Below are 17,204 nucleotides of genomic sequence, written 5' to 3' on the forward strand. Positions count from 1 at the left end.
ACAAGTTTGGAAAGGTTTATTACCTCACCCCTAACCCGTCTCCTGGGAGGAGAGGGGAAGCGGATTTTGTTGATTGCTGACCAATTTGAGGAAATTTATACCCTGTGTACGGATGCAGAGGAACGCAAAATTTTCTTGGATGGTTTGCTACAAGCGGTCAATAATGCACCGTTTTTTACCTTATTACTCACCTTAAGGGCGGATTTTTTATCTAGGGCGTTGGATGATTATGAGCCTTTTGGGCGGGCTTTGCAACAGTATCAACTAGAGCCTGTGGTGCGGATGAATCGGAAGGAGTTGGAAGCAGCCATTACACTCCCCGCGAGACAATTGGGTTTTGAGTTTGAGGAAGGTTTGTGTAATACCATAATTGATGATATCGAAGATGGGGATGGGCGTTTGCCGTTGTTGGAATTTACCCTGACTCAGTTGTGGAAGCAGCAATATGCGGGAAGGTTAACCCATCAAGCATATAAGAAAATTGGCGGGGTGGAGCAAGCACTGGCGAATTATGCAGAGATGGTTTATGCAGACTTGAGGGAGGGGGAACGGGAAACAGCGCAACGGGTGTTTATTCAGTTAGTGCAACCGGGGGAAGGTACGGAAGATACTCGCAGATTGGCGACGAGTGAGGAAGTGGGGGGAGAGAATTGGGATTTGGTGACGCGCTTGGCTGACAAGCGGTTGGTGGTGACGAACTGGGATGAGTTGAGTCATGAGGAAACGGTGGAAGTCGTCCATGAGGCTTTGATTCGCCATTGGGGACGGTTGCGGGGATGGATGCAGGATAACCGCAAGTTTCGCATTTGGCAACAGGGGTTGATGGTGGCGTTGCAGCAATGGGTGGAGAGTGGTAAGGATGAGGGGGCTTTGTTGCGGGGTGCGACTTTGGCTGTGGCGGAGGATTGGTTGCAGCAACGGGGTGGAGAGGTGAGTAAACCGCAGCGATGGTTTATTGAGAAAAGTGTGGAGTTGCGGGAGCGGGAGAGGAAGCAGAAACAGAGGTTGCGGAGGAGTGTTATTGCTGGGTTGCTTTGTGCTTTGTTGGTGATTTCGGGATTTGCTGCAGTGAGTGAAATTCGTAGAATTAATTCGGAGGTGAGTCAATTAAGTTTAAGTTCAGAAAAAGATTTTCGACAAGCTCGCCGAGAGGAGGCGTTAACAAAAGTTATCAAAGCTGGAAAACTACTCAAAAGTTTTTGGAAACCTTGGATTACAGCAGAAAATCGAATGCACACTATCTATACATTGCAAGATGTAGTCTATAAGTTTAACTTTAAAACCCTTAACGGGCATAGAGAAACTGTTGAAAGCATCAGTTTTAGCCCAGATAGCAAAACTGTAGCTTCTGCATCTAGGGACAAAACGGTGAAACTGTGGGATCTCAACACTGGTAGAGAAATTCAAACCCTTAAGGGGCATACACAAGTTGTTAACAGCGTCAGCTTTAGCCCAGATGGCAAAACTGTAGCTTCTGCATCTAATGACACTACGGTGAAACTGTGGGATGTCAACAGTGGTAGAGAAATTCAAACCTTTAACGGGCATACAAACTTTGTTAACAGCGTCAGCTTTAACCCAGATGGCAAAACTGTAGCTTCTGCATCTTGGGACAATACGGTGAAACTGTGGGATGTCAACAGTGGTAGAGAAATTCAAACCCTTAGCGGGCATACACAAGTTGTTAACAGCGTCAGCTTTAGCCCAGATGGCAAAACTGTAGCTTCTGCATCTTGGGACAATACGGTGAAACTGTGGGATGTCAACAGTGGTAGAGAAATTCAAACCCTTAACGGGCACACAAACACTGTTGAAAGCATCAGCTTTAGCCCAGATGGCAAAACTCTTGCTTCTGCATCTAAGGACAATACGGTGATACTGTGGGATGTCAACAGTGGTAGAAAAATTCAAACCCTTAAGGGGCATACAAACTTTGTTAACAGCGTCAGCTTTAGCCCAGATGGCAAAACCCTTGCTTCTGCATCTAATGACACTACGGTGAAACTGTGGGATGTCAACAGTGGTAGAGAAATTCAAACAATTTTTGGGCGTTTATTCTATCTTAGAAGCGTCAGCTTTAGCCCCGATGGCAAAACTGTAGCTTCTGCATCTGGTGACGGTGTAATTTTGTGGAATTTTGATTTAGATAATTTGCTGGTGCGGGGGTGTGGCTTGATACACTACTACCTGCAAAATAACCCCGATGGCGCAGAAGATAGACGTTTGTGTGACAACATCAAAAATAATTAGTAATTCGTAAGTCGTAATTCGTAATTTTAAATACCGCGATGGGACGTATTTTCTCAATCGGTCTAATTTGCTTGATGTTGGTTAGGCGATTCCTACAGAAAGCTGACGCGATCGCTTGTTCCGTAAGGCTTGGTTGGGAAGTGCGATCGCTTTACGGTATGGGTTAAATTCAAAGTGCGATCGCTTTTACAGTACGACTTGGTTGAGAAGTGCGATCGCTTTACGGTATGGGTTAAATTCAAAGTGCGATCGCTTGTACAGTAAGGCTTGGTTGGGAAGTGCGATCGCTTTACGGTATGGGTTAAATTCAAAGTGCGATCGCTTTTACAGTACGACTTGGTTGAGAAGTGCGATCGCTTTACGGTATGGGTTAAATTCAAAGTGCGATCGCTTTTGCAGTAAGGCTTGGTTAAGAAGTGCGATCGCTTTACGGTACGGGTTAAATTCAAAGTGCGATCGCTAACGATTTGGTTCTTGTAACTAACAATCACAGATATTTCGATAAAATTGAAGTTTGAGAGATTAAAGACTAGATTCAGACGTAAAAACGTTTAATTTTGCATTGCTCACAAAACTTGCGATCTCCGCAATTAATCATCTTGAAACGGTGCGTTGTGCTAACGCGACTACCCAACCCCAAAAAATATTTTACCAACTGCGTAATTACATTGAAAGAAATTCGTAATCTCTTATGAAAGGGTTCATCTGTAGAAGTCATCGCCAAATAAATAGATAAAGTATTTGCGATTACTCTACCTTTTGGAGAAAAAAGGATTTCTGAAATGCAAAGTAATTACATACCTGCGGGTTTATGCAAGCGTTTTTTTGCTCATTTATTTGACATAATCATTCTATATATAATTACTATTGTAATCGCATTCATTTTTGCTGTACTTTACAGCTTATTTATCACAATTGACGAGATTCCTGAATATCTCGCATATGGGTTGTTTTTTACAATTTCTTGGCTTTACTATACGCTGATGGAAAGTTCCCCCAAACAGGCAACTATTGGCAAACAATCAATGGGGATTTTTGTTACAGACTTAAATGGCGATCGACTCTCGTTTAAAGCAGCAAGCTCAAGAAATTGTTCCAAAATTATATTCAACTTTGCTTTGGGAGTTAGCTTTATCACAATGTTTTTCACAGAAAAAAATCAAGCCTTTCATGACATAGTGTCTAGAACTTTGGTTGTACAAAAAATTAAAAATGAGAATTAAAGAATATTATCTGTTCGCAGCAATTTTACTTGTATAAAATCACACTAAAATAGTACCAGCAGATTTGATAGGTGCGGTGCGAAGCTTGCGCGACGTAAGTTGTTCGCATGATATCAAGGAATCTGCTGTGTTTATCTGTTGGTGCTGGTGTGCGATCGCAATATAGATTGATTTCTTCACGCTTTTTATTGTAGCCTTCACACCCCCTAAAAAAACATCATATTATTCTTCGATAAAATTAAAATAAATCTTTTATAACCTGCGTAATTGCACGTAAATAAATTCGTATTTTCCTATGAAGGGGTTCAGACAATATAACTGACATCTAAAACAATACATCGACAATATTCATAGGAGATACATAATCATGAAAACATGGAAATTGGCACTTGCAATCCTAGTGTTAGGAACTTCAGTTTGTCTTCCCAAAGCACAAGCCATTAGCTTATCAAAAACCCAAACGAGTCAATCCGAATCGCCAATAATCTTAGCAGAAGCTAATACCATTTCTGGATGGAAAAATGTTTCCTCTAGTACCTGGAATTTCTCTGGTATCTTACCCGTTGAGCCAGGTGTCATGACAATGAAATTAGATAATGAATATATACTTATGGAGGCACAACTAGCAGAAACAGATGAAAGTAAATATGGGATTTTTTACGGACAGTATCGAATGGATATCAGCCAAGTTGATCCAAACGAATTATTGACTGCATTTGTCAGCGAGTTTCAAGATAAATATAAAAAAATCCTGGAAACTCGCAATATCTCCTTAGGTCGTTATCCTGGTAAGGAATATACTTATCAAGAGGGGCAAAAAATTACTAAAGTTAGAGTGTTTTTAGCAGGTCAACGCATATATTTACTCTTCGTTGAAAATCCTGCTGTTGGTGACGCTAGTAAATTTTTTAATGCTTTTCAAATTTTGTAGCAGCCAAAGTAATTATTTACAGCAGGTTTCATGTATTTAGACCACAATTATGAGACCTAACCCGCTTCCCTACTAGCGTTGGGGAGAAAATCACAGCCTCTCTCTTAAAACGAGATAAGAATAGAAGTGAGGTGTATTTGTGGTTCATTTACAGGAAGATGCTGTAAATGATTGTTCTCTTAAATATTTTTCATTCAAACTTTTAGCGCGGGCATATTGCCCGCTTTTTTAGTAATAAAATATCTCAATATAAAAATCTAAATTGCGTAAATATACCGTTGTTTTCTCGTAAACATAATCAAAGGAATTCAAATAAAGCAAATAGGCATTTACGATTATGGCATCCTCATACATTCGCAGCATTGTTTTTACCACATTAGGTCTTGGTGGCAGCTTTTTACTAAACTTCAATACACCAAGTTTCGCGCAAGCAGTAAGTCCATTACCGTCACTGTCAACTACTACAAATCCTTCAAATTCTCTCCCACGAGTACAACCTAAAAAGACTAATTTACAATGGGTTTACAGCGTAGCAGACAGAGTAATTCGTGCTAATGGACTTGATGACCATCCCTGGCGCTTACAAATCACTGATGAATATAATATCAATGCCTACGCTGGTGAGTTAAATAAAATTGTAATTTACAAAGGCTTGCTAGACCAAATACATGGTGATGATGCAGCTTTAGCTTTTATTATCAGTCATGAATTAGCCCACCATACACAACGCCATTCAGCACAGCAAGAAGAAGCTGAAGCTAGTTTAAAAGCAAGATTACTCAAAGAAGCAGAAGCAGAATATAACAATTGGATTGTCCAAGAACGAAGAAAATCGAAAACTCCCATATTACCTGCTACAAAAGATGTCATCAAACAACGAATTATTATCCAGAAAAAACAAGAATTTGAAAGAACCATACAAGCATTAAGTCGCCAGCATGAATTTCAAGCAGATGAAATTGGTTACACCTATATGATTAAGGCTGGCTATGATGTAAATGGAGGTTTTCGAGTCTTTAACCTGCTTTCGCGGTTACCATCCGACTACACAGAAAATAGTAGCCATCCACCGACACAACAAAGAATCAATGCTTTAAAGCAAGTAATGAGTAAATATTTGTGGTTCTCTTTATGGATAGATGGCAATGAGCGATTAAAAAATAATCCTCAACCATTAAAATTAGATTTATCGGAAGATGGAGTATCTTTGCGAATCAACTCCAAATTTGTTTCCCGATAGGCATTGTTGGACAAATAGGGAGAATGGTAAATTATACTCATTACCAGAGTTGTTGGGTTTAGCTTCATACCCTTCCCTACGGGACGCCAAAGGCGAACGGGATCTTGCTACAACCCAACCTATGATTCTCCTTAACTCAACTGTATTAAATCATCATTCGCAAAGGCGATCGCTTTGCCAAAAAAAGGAAGCAACAACTATCAATCCTGAAGCGGATACTGCCAGAAATGAACAAAAGCTAACTTACGCTACTTTTAATTAAAGTTACGTAATGGTAAAATTTACTTATAAGTAAAATATTATTATACTTTAATCTAAAAAGATATACTGAACAGAGTATGCTTTAAGCGAATGAATCGAGACGCGCTGGTAGTCGGGATTAATCAGTATCCTTATCTGAAGGATACTCCAACAAGCAAAGCGAAGCATCTTGTGTCTGCTGCTAACAACGCCGAAGCGATCGCCCAACGATTAGAAGAATATGGTGATTTTCGCGTGCGGCGGCTACCAGAAACGCTTCAGGGCGAACAGCGTCAAGTCGCATCTGAGGGCTTGGTCAAGTCTGATACTCTAGAAGAGGCGATTATTCAATTATTTAACCCAGTAGGCGCAAGTATTCCCGAAACAGCCCTGTTATATTTTATCGGTCATGGTTTACGTAAAAATCGCGGTGGTGTAACTGAAGGGTTTTTGGCTAGCAGCGATGTCGATCCGCGAAAAAATCAGTGGGGTGTTTCTTTGCGATGGTTGCGAGAACTGTTGCAAAAAAGCCCCGTCAAGCAGCAAATAGTTTGGCTAGATTGCTGCTACAGTGGTGAACTATTCAATTTTGCCCAAGCAGATTTAGGGACATCACTACAAGAACAGACGCGGTTTTTCATGGCTGCATCGCGAGAATTTGAACTGGCTGAGGAAGATATTGATGGTAAGCATGGGGTATTTTCCAAAGCACTTTGGCAAGGACTAGATCCTAGACAACAGCCAGATGGTTTGGTTAACAATGACAAATTGATTGAGTATGTTGCTCAAACCCTGAAGGATATTCCCCAACAGCCGATATGGTATAATCCCAACCAAGAAATTATTCTCACTGGTGAACGGGAAGATGTTCTCATCAATATCCCTGATGGAGTTTGTCCTTACAAAGGATTACGCTTTTTTGAAGTTGCAGATGCTACTTATTTTTATGGGCGAGAACTATTAACCCAAAAGCTAATTCAAAGTATTCAAGTGGGGAAGGGAAATTTTTTAGCAGTCTTGGGGGTATCGGGGAGTGGTAAATCTTCTCTGTTGCGGGCGGGGTTAATTTACCAATTACAGCAACAGCGTCGATTACCGGGAACAGAAGAATGGAAAATTCGGATTTTTACTCCTGGAGAACAACCTTTGATAAGTTTAGCCACGGCTTTTTTGGATGAGTCAGCCACAGATATTGAGCGTGCAGAACAGCTAAAAATAGCCGAAGATGCAATAAGTGAAGGAGCAACAGGACTAGCAAGATTAATTAAAGCATCGCGATCGCCCCGCACTCTATTAATTGTCGATCAGTTTGAAGAGATTTTTACAGTTTGTCAAAATTCAAGCGATCGCCAGCAGTTTATTGCTAGTTTATTAGGAGCGCTGCAACAGACAGCAGATAAACTCTGCCTCATATTTGCCATGCGCGATGATTTTTTAGGTAAGTGTGCGGCATACCATGAACTGGCTGATTTAATAGAAAGCAATTTAGTCATGGTAACTCCCATGTCTGTGGAAGAGTTACAGCGAGCAATTCGAGAACCAGCCGCAAAATTAGGACGGAAGATTGAGGAGAATTTAATCAATGCTATTCTCCAAGACTTAGGAATTGCAGGAGAACAACCCACACAAGAAGCCGAACCGGGAATGCTGCCTTTGTTGTCTTATACTTTAGAGCAGCTTTGGCAACGGCAAACATTAAATTGGTTGAAACTAGATAGTTATCACCAATTAGGCGGAGTGCGAAAAACTCTAGAAAATTTGGCAGAACAAACTTACAAAGAATTTTCAGTTGAAGAACAAAAAATAGCAGACTTGATTTTTATTAATTTGACTCAGTTAGGGGAAGGTACACCAGACACGCGCAAGCAAGTTCCGCAGCGAGATTTAGTTTCTTTGGGTAAATCTGCACAGTTGGTAGAGCAAGTAATTCTAAAACTAGCAAAAGCCAAGTTAATTGTGACTAGCGAACAACGCCGAAGTGAGGATAAGGTGGCGGTAGTAGATGTGGCCCATGAAGCCTTGATTCGTCATTGGTCGAGGTTGCAGAATTTACTAGATAATAATCGAGAGGCGATTAGAACTGAGCGCAGAATTCAGGCCGCAGCCCAGGAGTGGGAAGATAAAGATAAGCCTGTTGATTACTTGCTGACAGGGTTGAGATTGGCAGAAGCCGAGAAGTTTTTACAAGAGCAAGTTGAGATTGTAGCGCTGTCAGGTTTGAGTTGTGAGTTAATTGAGGCGAGTCAGAAAGAACGCGATCGCATTACTAGGGAACTTGAGCAACTCGAAAAAGATGAACTTGAACGAGAACGACTTGCACAACAGCGAGAATTACAACGAGAGAAACAAGCACGGCGTGGTTGGCAATGGCTGGCAGGGGTACTGGGAATGATTGCTACAGCCACAATCGGATCATTTGTCTACCGTGAAGTATTGCGACAAACAGCGATTCGGCATTGGCAAGCTGAAATGATATCTATTGATGGTGGCTACGCTACTATTGGTACCAATGAATCAGGTAATGTCTACGCCGAGGAAGAAAAACCTCTATGGCGTCCTTATATTGGTGATTTCCAAATTCAAAAATTTGAAGTTTCTAATCTTTTATATCGTCTTTGCGTACAAGCAGGACATTGCGATCGCCCAGTAAATCCCAGCCGTTTATATAATGACAAATTATTAAACCATCCAGTAGTAGAGGTAACGGTTTTTCATGCAGCTGAATTCTGTAATTGGTTAGGAATGCGCTTACCTACAGAGCTAGAGTGGGAAAGAGCAGCACGGGGTATAGAAGGAAAAAAATTTCCTTGGGGAGACGATCCTCAAGTCATTAAATTTGCTAATGTTCCTTTTTCTGGAAACTCAAAAACTAATACTGAAGAAATAAATAGTTATCCCCAAGGAAAGAGTAAAGAAGGAGTTTACAATTTGATTGGTAATGTTGAAGAATGGACTTCATCGTATTTTCAAGATTCGTATAAACAGTACAATCAACAACTGATTTGGAAAAGTCCACAATCAACATTAAGGACAGACTTATCTTTCACTACCAGAGGAAAAAGCTGGAAAACTGAAATCAGCCGAGTCACAGAACGTTCTCAAGTTTTAGCCACACATCATAAAGATGATACAGGAATACGTTGTGCTAAATCAGGCATTTGATAGCTAAAAATAATTGACTTTAAGGAGAAATTTCCATGTCCGAACTAATCAAACTAAAATTTGCACCTATAACTACTTATTATGAAACTAGTGCTGTTTTTAAAGATAGCAAGGAACAAGAATTTTTAATTAAAATAAGTGGGTACGATAAAGAAAAAATAGAATCTATTATAGAAACATGGTACATTCCTGCGGAAACTCCCCAAAATTCATTAACAGAATCAACAGTTCCAAATCCAACCTTACTGGACAATAATTTAAAGTTAGAGCAACCTTCAGCATTAGAAGACAGTATTAATATAACGCCAACCAATGAAGTTGATATTGTGGTGACAAATATAAGTAACAGGAGCTTACCATATAATTTTAATTATAAGCTTAGGCGTGAAGAAGTTTTTCAAGATTTATCAGATGATGTACAAATAGCTTATAAAATTAATCCTGACAATCCAGATATTATTTTTAAAGAGACGGGTGCAACTGTTACAGCAATAATTAAAGTTACTAAAGATGGAGCTACTTTCACTATGTTGGCAGCTACTTCTAAAGATGCACGAGAGCAAGATTGGAAACCAGTTTCTGGGCCAAAATTTATATCTGTATCTAATGGTAGACCAGGAACAGACACCCTACAATACAAGGTACGAGATAATAGAAAATTTTTTAAAATCAAAGTTGCAGGAAAAGTTGGAACTAGTTATGAGATAGATGGAAGTTGGGACATTAATTAGATAAATTTTCTGCTTCAATTTATCATGTGTGCCTAGCTAAATGGTTGTGGTGTTAACTGTTTAATTGCGCTCATTTTCTCTTCCGGGTAAACTACTCAAACTGCGGCTAGCAACATCTGCACTCAGTCCCCAAAGTATCAATTCTAAATAATCGGCAAAGGGGTTAGCACCAAACGTTAACCCCTTTTCTACATACAAAGCGCGTATCCCTACTAACGATAATCCTATTAACAATGTTAAAGATAATAGCGGTCGCACAACCCACAATGTTGCTTCTGCTCGCAATTCATTAGATACTCCCGCTGTCACTATCAAAAGTCGTCGTAACCATGCAAATTTAGCTACGGGAATTTGCTGCACTTTTGTAGCACGTTCAGCAGATAACTGAGCCTCAACTGCTTCAGTTGCAGCTGCTGTCAAACTTGGATCGGGTTGTTGGTTTGCTCCCATCATGACTTGGCTGAGTTTGACAAGACTACTCTCTATTTGTTCCAATAGTTCTTGAGCTTGATCATCTTTCTCAAATTGAATCAATTTGCGAGCCTCATTAATTTTGGCTAATATTCCATTCTCACCACCTACATCAGGGTCTTGTTCCATACCTGCTAATTGCTGTTCGATTTTTCTGAGGCTATCTAAGCAGTTCTTTCGTTCTTTAATCTTGATTAAATCTGCATTCGCGGTTTCTAAATCCATTTGCTTAACAGAACTGCGGACTTTTGTAACCATTGGATTGAGAATTTCTTGGTCTTTTTGGTCAGCCTGATTAATCGTGTTTTCTACTTTGTAGACTTCCGCCAAAGCATCGGATTGGGGAATGCCTTTTTCTTGCATATATTTAAACAAGCGACCTAAAATAATACCCAAAAATAAAACGAAAATTGGCATAGCTGGGCCAGTTCGCATACTTAAATCTATGGGAATTGATAGTCTTCCTTCTTTACCTTCCATTGTGAGGTAAACTGCTCCGGTATATCTATCAGGGGGAATTTGCGATCGTTTCCATTTTAAAGGCAAACTAATAATTTTATTAGCGGCTAAAGTTTGAGGACTTGGGGGTGCTTCTACTTCCGCGTTAGTAATTTGATAGTTAGTTTGTTTCCCATGTAAAATTACTTCCACACTGGTAAGAGATATAGTAGCCTGATTAGAATTATCCAAATAAATTTGCCGTTGACTTTGGAAAGCACTGCTGGGAAGTAATAGATGTGCTAAACCACAATCCCAACTGCATCGGACTAATTGCAACTGCACTTGTTCTGAATCTTTGACAGGTGTTAATGCGGGTCTAGCTTTTGCTTTTACTGTTAAAGGAATCACCAAAGCTTCAGACCGCTTTTGGCTGGGTAGAAGTATTTCAATTTGCCCTTCATAAGTTCCTGGTAACTTTACACCGTTCAGCTTCACCTGGAAATCTTTTGGTAGTCCAGCTTCTAGCTTGCGTTCCCCGATTAACTCGACCTGCTGACGACCTACTACCTCATCTCCCTCCTTTCGCTTCAAGTCTGAGGGTAGGAATGTCCAAGCTGTAACATCCCCTCCTGAAGCTGTTAAACGGATGTTGCTAATTAAACTATTCTCCTCCCCAAGCCAACCTTTGATTTCCAGAGGCTTGTCTTTGGCATCAACTTCAATTTTGACGTTAGTTTGAGCAACAGCAGGAGCAGGGCAAATGAGTAAAATCAGTAGTGCAGCAGTAATCCAGCGTTTCATAAGTGTGTCAAGCAGTTAATGATGGGCGATGCCTAGGTTGGGCTGCGCCAACGCACGAGCTAAAGCAATCTCATAAGGAGCATACAATGAATACAATAAACCTAAAGGATTGAGGTTGTGCTGAAGCATTTCTCGGCGTACCGCCAGCATGGCTTTTCCTAAAGGTTCGCCGCGAAATACCCGTTTCAGCAGGGTAAAAGCGTAAAGTTCTGCAAATAATTCTGGTACGGGACATTCTGTACCAATTACTCCACTAGCACCAGCTGCGCGAAAGTCATCAATTAAGCTGATGTAACTCTCTGGGCTATAATCTCCGGTAGCACAGCCGTTGAGTAAGACTAGAGGGCGATGCTGCCAGTTTACCTCACAGGCTTCGATAAAATTACTGTAAATTTTGTCATCGCTCAGTTGCAAATAAGGTAACTGCTCGATTTCATCTATGCCACCGTGGCAGTAAAAGTACACAATATCTAAATCAGAACTGTGGTTTGCCCAAATCATTTCTAGGTCATTGATTTCTTCAGCTATAAGTATTTTTACTGTGCCAAGTTGTTCAATTTTAGGCAGGTGATTCTTCCAAAATCTAAAATCTCGCCAGACATTGAAATTGATATACAAAGGTTGATTATTAGCGATTTGCCAGACAAGGGTAGGCGTTTGAGAGTGTTCCTCACTTGTCCATGCCGGCAGTTGCTCTATGGCATAGCGATAGCCCCAAAAAGCATGGGGACAAACAACCTTATAATTTTCTTTAAAAGAGCAACCGGTACAGTCAATATCATGGTTGAGAAATTCTTCGCAGACATGAACTCCTTTACTAGTCATGACTTTACGCTCATACAGTAATGCCCAAGGAATTGTGGACTTTCCTAGTCCTACCATTGGGTTAATTGGGTTAACTTGGATGACACTATCGGGTTTCAAAGCGGCGCGTAATTTTTCGCCTTTATCTTCACCTAAAGTCAGACTACCTTTGTTTTCAGGGAGCAATGAGCGATATAAATATCGTCCAGCATCAGCTAACTGAGGTAGCCAAGTGTTCAAAAGTGTTATATCGCCTTGAGTTTTAAACTGATAAGCCGTCGCCATTAAGTGCAATTTTTGACGCATCCTAGCGATCGCACTTCCCAGCCCAGATTGTAAATTTGTACTATAAGATACTAATTCTTGATTTCCCTGTGTCCTGTCCAGAAAGCGCAAGTCAGTACTACCATCTCGTGTATCAATCTGTACATCTACAGTTAAGAATCGCTCAGGTAGCAGTGCTAGCTTGTCGTGAGTCAACAAGTCAGTGGTAGTAAAGGTGATAGTAGCAGTTTGAGGTGGGCGCAGTGACTCTGGGATTTCTGCCCCGGCTACGGGAATGATGATGACTGCAAGTTGCTTTGACTGAAGCAGATATCCGCGATATAACAAGTCCACCTGAATGTAGCCTCGACCTTCAAATAAGTTAGGTTTAACGGTGAACTGTACACTGTCTGATGCACCAATGCGGGGTAAGGTTAGCTTTTTGACTGTTGTATCAATGTTAAAGTCCTTAGAAGCCACTACTAAATCTAGAGGTAGAGATTCCGAGTCATTCCACACCTGAGCCAAGGCTTGATCTGGAAATGGAGTCGGTTCACTCTCTATTCCTTTTCGTTCCGGGCTGATGTCTACAAGCAATAAATAAGTCTGTCCGTGAATTAAGGGTTCGCTGGGTGGAACAGTTATGAGATGGCGTAGCCCCTCGCAGGCATCGTCAGGGTTAGCAAAATAGGTATTAAAGTAACGATAGTTTTCTACATAGTCGGAGATTTCTTGTATAAAAGGTAGCTGCTTAACAGTGTGGTCTTGGTTGGAAAGACGCAGGATGGAACTGGTAAGGCTAATTACCGGGTTTAGTTGATTGTTGGGTTCACCTTTGATTTGACCATCAAAGGTGGTAATTTCTTTTGTCTCTCCGAATCGTTCTTTCTCTAAGTAAGCTAGGCTTGGTAACAATTCTCTAGGGATTCGACCGTCTAAAGCGTCTAATTTGACTTTTCCTGCTTCAAAAAGCTGATGTAAAGTAGAATTTGCCTGAATTATAGTAATTAATTCTGGTTCAATAAACTCCCAGTAATCAGGATCGAGAGCTAGTTGCTGTCCTACATCTTGCAGAAGTGCTTGTTCATCTTCGCTCAAAGGAATTTCCAGTTTTTTCAGCGCTAGTAACAGAGCTAGTAGAGTTTTGGTAACAGAAGAATTCATTGAAGTAGGTTGCTTGTAATACTTTATACGGTTAAAATTTTTAGCTATGAGAAGAGAAGCACTTATAGTTGGTATCAACCAATATCCTTTTTTCAAGGATACACCGACAAGTAAAACCAAGCACCTGACTACCCCAGCAACGGATGCAGAAGCGATCGCGCTCACAACCATAAAACCATCAGTATTTTCTACAGTATACTTAAGCGTGTCACCTACAAAGTTGACATAAATTAAAGGTTGAGTCGATGGTGAAATTAGACCCCAGCACTATCAATAAATTTGTAGAAATCCTCAGACCATTTGTAGAGTCTGAGAAAAAACGCCAATCTTTCCTAATCGCTGCCCTGGGTAACGATGCACCTGCGTTGCAACACATTAGTTGGGGTGGTTCTGTAGCAACTTTTATACCCCATATGTTAAGTAAGCTAGCAGATTTTGGTGGTAGAGAAGCACTTTGCGCGGTGTTGGAATATGCGCGGGAGCAAATGAGCGTCCATGAAAATATTCAGCAACGTATTGATAAACTTATTCGTCAACTTAATTTACCAGCTTCTACAACAAACGATGTTGATGGGCTTGTGCAAAAAGTAAGGAATGGTCTATATGATAGAATCCAAAACTTGCATGGAACCATACAATTATTAGATATCGCCTATCCAGTAGAAATTGACCGTCTTTATGTTGATGTCAATATTCTTGAGGAACCTTGTAGCTACTCTCGTTTAGAAATTGATGAGTTGTTACAAGGTCGTGAGCAAAGAGAAGATTTTAATCGTTTTGGTTTATCCAAAGTGCGCGAGCGAGTCACGGGACTTCAAGCGGTAAAGAAATACGCAAAATTAATGATATTAGGAAAACCGGGATCGGGGAAAACTACCTTTTTGCAGCACGTTTTTATTGAATGTAATCAGGGCTATTTGCTAGCTGACCGTATACCAATTTTAATTCTGCTTAGGGATTTTGTAAGACAAGCCAAAAGAGTAAGTAATTTTAGTTTCGATTCTCATATAAGTTCCTACTTGCGGGAAGTTGCTTCTCAACAAGAAGTGACAGCGCTACTTTCAGCAGGTAAGTTTTTATTGCTACTGGATGGACTTGACGAAGTTCCCGAAGAAAACAGTGATGCAGTGGTAGATGAGATTGAGTTTTTTCTAGATAACTATGACCAAAATTACTTTATTATTACCTGCCGAGTTCAAGCGCAAAAATACAGATTCAATCGTTTTAACTATGTCGAAGTTGCTGATTTTAATTCGGAACAAATAGTAAATTTTGCTCACAAATGGTTTGCTGCCAATTCTCGAAATAGACTAAAGGAAGCTGAAAAGCAATCATCAAAGTTAATAGAGCTATTAAACTTGCCAGAAAACCAAAAAATTAAAGAATTAGCAGTCACCCCGATTTTGCTAAGTTTAACCTGTAGAATATTTGATGACAAAGGTAAATTTTACTCGAAACAATCTGAAATTTATGAGCAGGGATTAGAAATCCTACTTTCAAAATGGGATGATTCTAGGAGAATTAAGCGTTATTCAGTTTACCAAAATTTATCTTCTATCGAAAAGAAGCGGAAACTATTAACTTATTTAGCTGTTCGTAAATTTGAACAAGAGCAATATATGTTGTTTGAACAAGATGAAATTCAAAGTTACATAGCTGAGTATCTCAATATTTCGTTAGAAGATAGTCAAACAGTACTTGAGTCAATAGAAACACAGCATGGTTTAATAGTAGAACGGGCACAGCGAATTTACTCTTTTTCTCACTTAACATTTCAAGAATATTTTGCAGCGAAGTGGTTTTGCGATCAACCTGACTGGCAAATCTTAGTCAAACATATCTCTGAATTACGTTATAGAGAAGTTTTTATTCTCGCAACTGAGATATCTATTAATCGTGAGCAATTGCTGGAATTAGTAAAGCAAGAAATTGATTACAAATTAGGTGCAGATAAATATATTCAAAATTTTCTTGGACGCGTTAACGAAAAAGCTAAGTCTGTTAATGTACCATATCATGATACAAAAGTTAGAGCTTTTTATTTTGAGATCAATCGTAATAATATACTTGATATTAAACTAACTTTAAATATTTTACCAAACCAAAATTTTGATTTTGATATTAATTCATTAATAAATTTTGAATATGCGTTTGATTGTATGCTAGATTATGAACTTTCTTTGCTTCTATACAATGCCTACTGGATAGTTGTTACTCCACCATATCAAAACTTTTATGACTACTTGGAAGGCAATAAATTATTTCTTAAAGTATATGAAACACTAACTAATTATCCATTAGAAGATAATTTTAAAAGAGACCTAGAAAACATTAAAAGTTTACTACCAGAATTTTCGGTCAAAAGTAGTGAAATATTTATAAATTGGGCAGTAAAAGAAGGTCAAACCTGGGCTGATAAGCTTAGAGCATTGATAGTCAATTACCGTAATATTAGACATAATCTAAACTTTTTTTCTGAGGAGCATTGGCGATTACTAGACCAGTACTATAATGCAAATCAGTTACTGGTTATATGCCTCAATACCAGTAGTGAAGTGTCTCATGAAGTCAAAAAGCAGATTGTGGATACATTACTGTTACCCATCACCGAAATCGAAAAGCGCAAACGTAAAAAATGAACTTTACTAATCATCTTATACCTGAATTGCTGGATGTAGATTTGCACTCGTCAACAATCGACGTAGATTAACAACACCATACCATTCAAACGAAAGCTTCAACCGTTGCTCGTCCATAAAATTTTTGCTCTAAACTAAGAGGTTATTAGCTCGTTTCATAGGATACAGTAACCGTGACTGTCCAGCTATCCACATCTGACTTTCAACATCTGACGCGCATAGTCCAAAATTTACCAGACTTTGCTAATGTACGCGATCGCCGTCGTTTAGTTGCAGGTGCATTGCAAGGTGTAGCCCAAGCAGATGTCATGCTGGGACGGTTAGATTTGGATGGTACACCGATGGCTGTTGCTGTAGAAGTTGTGCGATTCTTAGCTCAATTTGGACGAGTTGCTTACGATAAAGAAGCGCTTGCTGTTTTCCTCAACTACATTCAGCCTTTCACTGGGGATGACGATACAGACTTTATTGTAGAACTGTTTCAAAAATACCCGCTTGATGTTCCAGCTAGTCCTAACCGTGTAATTGACAATTGGAAGGGAATGGACACGACATCTGATATCAAAGAAAAGATTATTGGGGAAAACACCTTACGCGATATCTACATTTTAAACTTGGCGCTGGAAGCATCAAAAGCCGTGGTGCGTATCAAAACTCCACAAGGTCTGGGTACGGGGTTTATGATTGCACCTAATTTATTAATGAGCAATAATCACGTTATTAATAGTCAAGAAGTAGCCGACTGGAGTTTAGACTAAATGGAAGCAAACAGAAAATAACAGCAACAGATTTACTGAACTAAAAAAATACACCATAAACGGGTAGGGGAAGCGCCCCAAAAAA

Annotated in this window: 13 protein-coding genes; 10 read left to right on the top strand and 3 right to left on the bottom strand. The window is 39.7% G+C overall.

Features of this window, described 5'->3' with window-relative positions:
• On the top strand, positions 1-2,250 hold a 2,250-nt coding region (locus tag AACW45_RS36620), incomplete at its 5' end, for a WD40 repeat domain-containing protein (protein WP_190637967.1).
• Positions 2,251-2,342: 92 nt separating this feature from the next.
• On the opposite strand, the gene AACW45_RS36625 is transcribed toward AACW45_RS36620, so the two are convergent.
• Positions 2,343-2,741 carry a hypothetical protein gene (locus AACW45_RS36625; RefSeq protein ID WP_190637969.1) on the bottom strand — a complete coding sequence of 133 codons (399 nt, stop codon included), beginning with the start codon at positions 2,739-2,741 and terminating at the stop codon, positions 2,343-2,345.
• Between the two features lie 291 nt (positions 2,742-3,032).
• Here AACW45_RS36625 and AACW45_RS36630 point away from each other — a divergent pair, with 291 nt between their 5' ends.
• The 6 genes from AACW45_RS36630 (at position 3,033) to AACW45_RS36655 (ending at position 9,777) form a co-directional block, all read left to right on the top strand.
• A complete protein-coding gene (locus tag AACW45_RS36630; protein ID WP_190637971.1) occupies positions 3,033-3,473 on the top strand; it encodes an RDD family protein in 441 nt (146 codons plus the stop codon).
• A 367-nt stretch (positions 3,474-3,840) separates the two neighbouring features.
• On the top strand, positions 3,841-4,404 hold the full coding sequence (locus AACW45_RS36635) for a hypothetical protein (protein WP_190637973.1): 564 nt from the start codon (positions 3,841-3,843) through the stop codon (positions 4,402-4,404).
• 337 nt (positions 4,405-4,741) lie between these two features.
• Entirely contained in the window at positions 4,742-5,644 is a 903-nt protein-coding gene (locus AACW45_RS36640; protein ID WP_190637975.1) for a M48 family metallopeptidase, read from the top strand.
• Positions 5,645-5,765: 121 nt separating this feature from the next.
• Positions 5,766-5,906 carry a hypothetical protein gene (locus AACW45_RS36645; RefSeq protein WP_190637977.1) on the top strand — a complete coding sequence of 47 codons (141 nt, stop codon included), beginning with the start codon at positions 5,766-5,768 and terminating at the stop codon, positions 5,904-5,906.
• An 89-nt stretch (positions 5,907-5,995) separates the two neighbouring features.
• Complete coding sequence (locus AACW45_RS36650) at positions 5,996-9,046, top strand: nSTAND1 domain-containing NTPase (protein WP_190637986.1); 3,051 nt, start codon at positions 5,996-5,998, stop codon at positions 9,044-9,046.
• A gap of 35 nt (positions 9,047-9,081) precedes the next feature.
• Positions 9,082-9,777: a hypothetical protein gene (locus AACW45_RS36655; RefSeq protein ID WP_190637988.1), complete on the top strand. Its 696-nt coding sequence runs from the start codon at positions 9,082-9,084 to the stop codon at positions 9,775-9,777.
• Between the two features lie 60 nt (positions 9,778-9,837).
• Here the strand turns inward: AACW45_RS36655 and AACW45_RS36660 are convergent, their stop codons facing one another.
• On the bottom strand, positions 9,838-11,490 hold the full coding sequence (locus tag AACW45_RS36660) for a hypothetical protein (protein ID WP_190637990.1): 1,653 nt from the start codon (positions 11,488-11,490) through the stop codon (positions 9,838-9,840).
• 15 nt (positions 11,491-11,505) lie between these two features.
• Positions 11,506-13,722 carry a CHAT domain-containing protein gene (locus tag AACW45_RS36665; protein ID WP_190637992.1) on the bottom strand — a complete coding sequence of 739 codons (2,217 nt, stop codon included), beginning with the start codon at positions 13,720-13,722 and terminating at the stop codon, positions 11,506-11,508.
• A 46-nt stretch (positions 13,723-13,768) separates the two neighbouring features.
• Between AACW45_RS36665 and AACW45_RS36670 the strand changes: the two genes are divergently transcribed.
• From AACW45_RS36670 to AACW45_RS36680, 3 genes are all read left to right on the top strand, one after another.
• Positions 13,769-13,951 carry a hypothetical protein gene (locus tag AACW45_RS36670; protein ID WP_190637995.1) on the top strand — a complete coding sequence of 61 codons (183 nt, stop codon included), beginning with the start codon at positions 13,769-13,771 and terminating at the stop codon, positions 13,949-13,951.
• Between the two features lie 16 nt (positions 13,952-13,967).
• Entirely contained in the window at positions 13,968-16,361 is a 2,394-nt protein-coding gene (locus AACW45_RS36675; RefSeq protein ID WP_190637999.1) for an NACHT domain-containing protein, read from the top strand.
• Positions 16,362-16,534: 173 nt separating this feature from the next.
• The gene (locus AACW45_RS36680) at positions 16,535-17,119 is read left to right on the top strand and encodes a hypothetical protein (protein ID WP_199331314.1); all 585 of its coding nucleotides are present in this window, start codon (positions 16,535-16,537) and stop codon (positions 17,117-17,119) included.
• The last annotated feature ends 85 nt before the right edge of the window (positions 17,120-17,204 follow it).

It is taken from the genome of Calothrix sp. FACHB-168 (assembly GCF_963889195.1).
GTDB lineage: Bacteria > Cyanobacteriota > Cyanobacteriia > Cyanobacteriales > Nostocaceae > Aulosira > Aulosira anomala_A.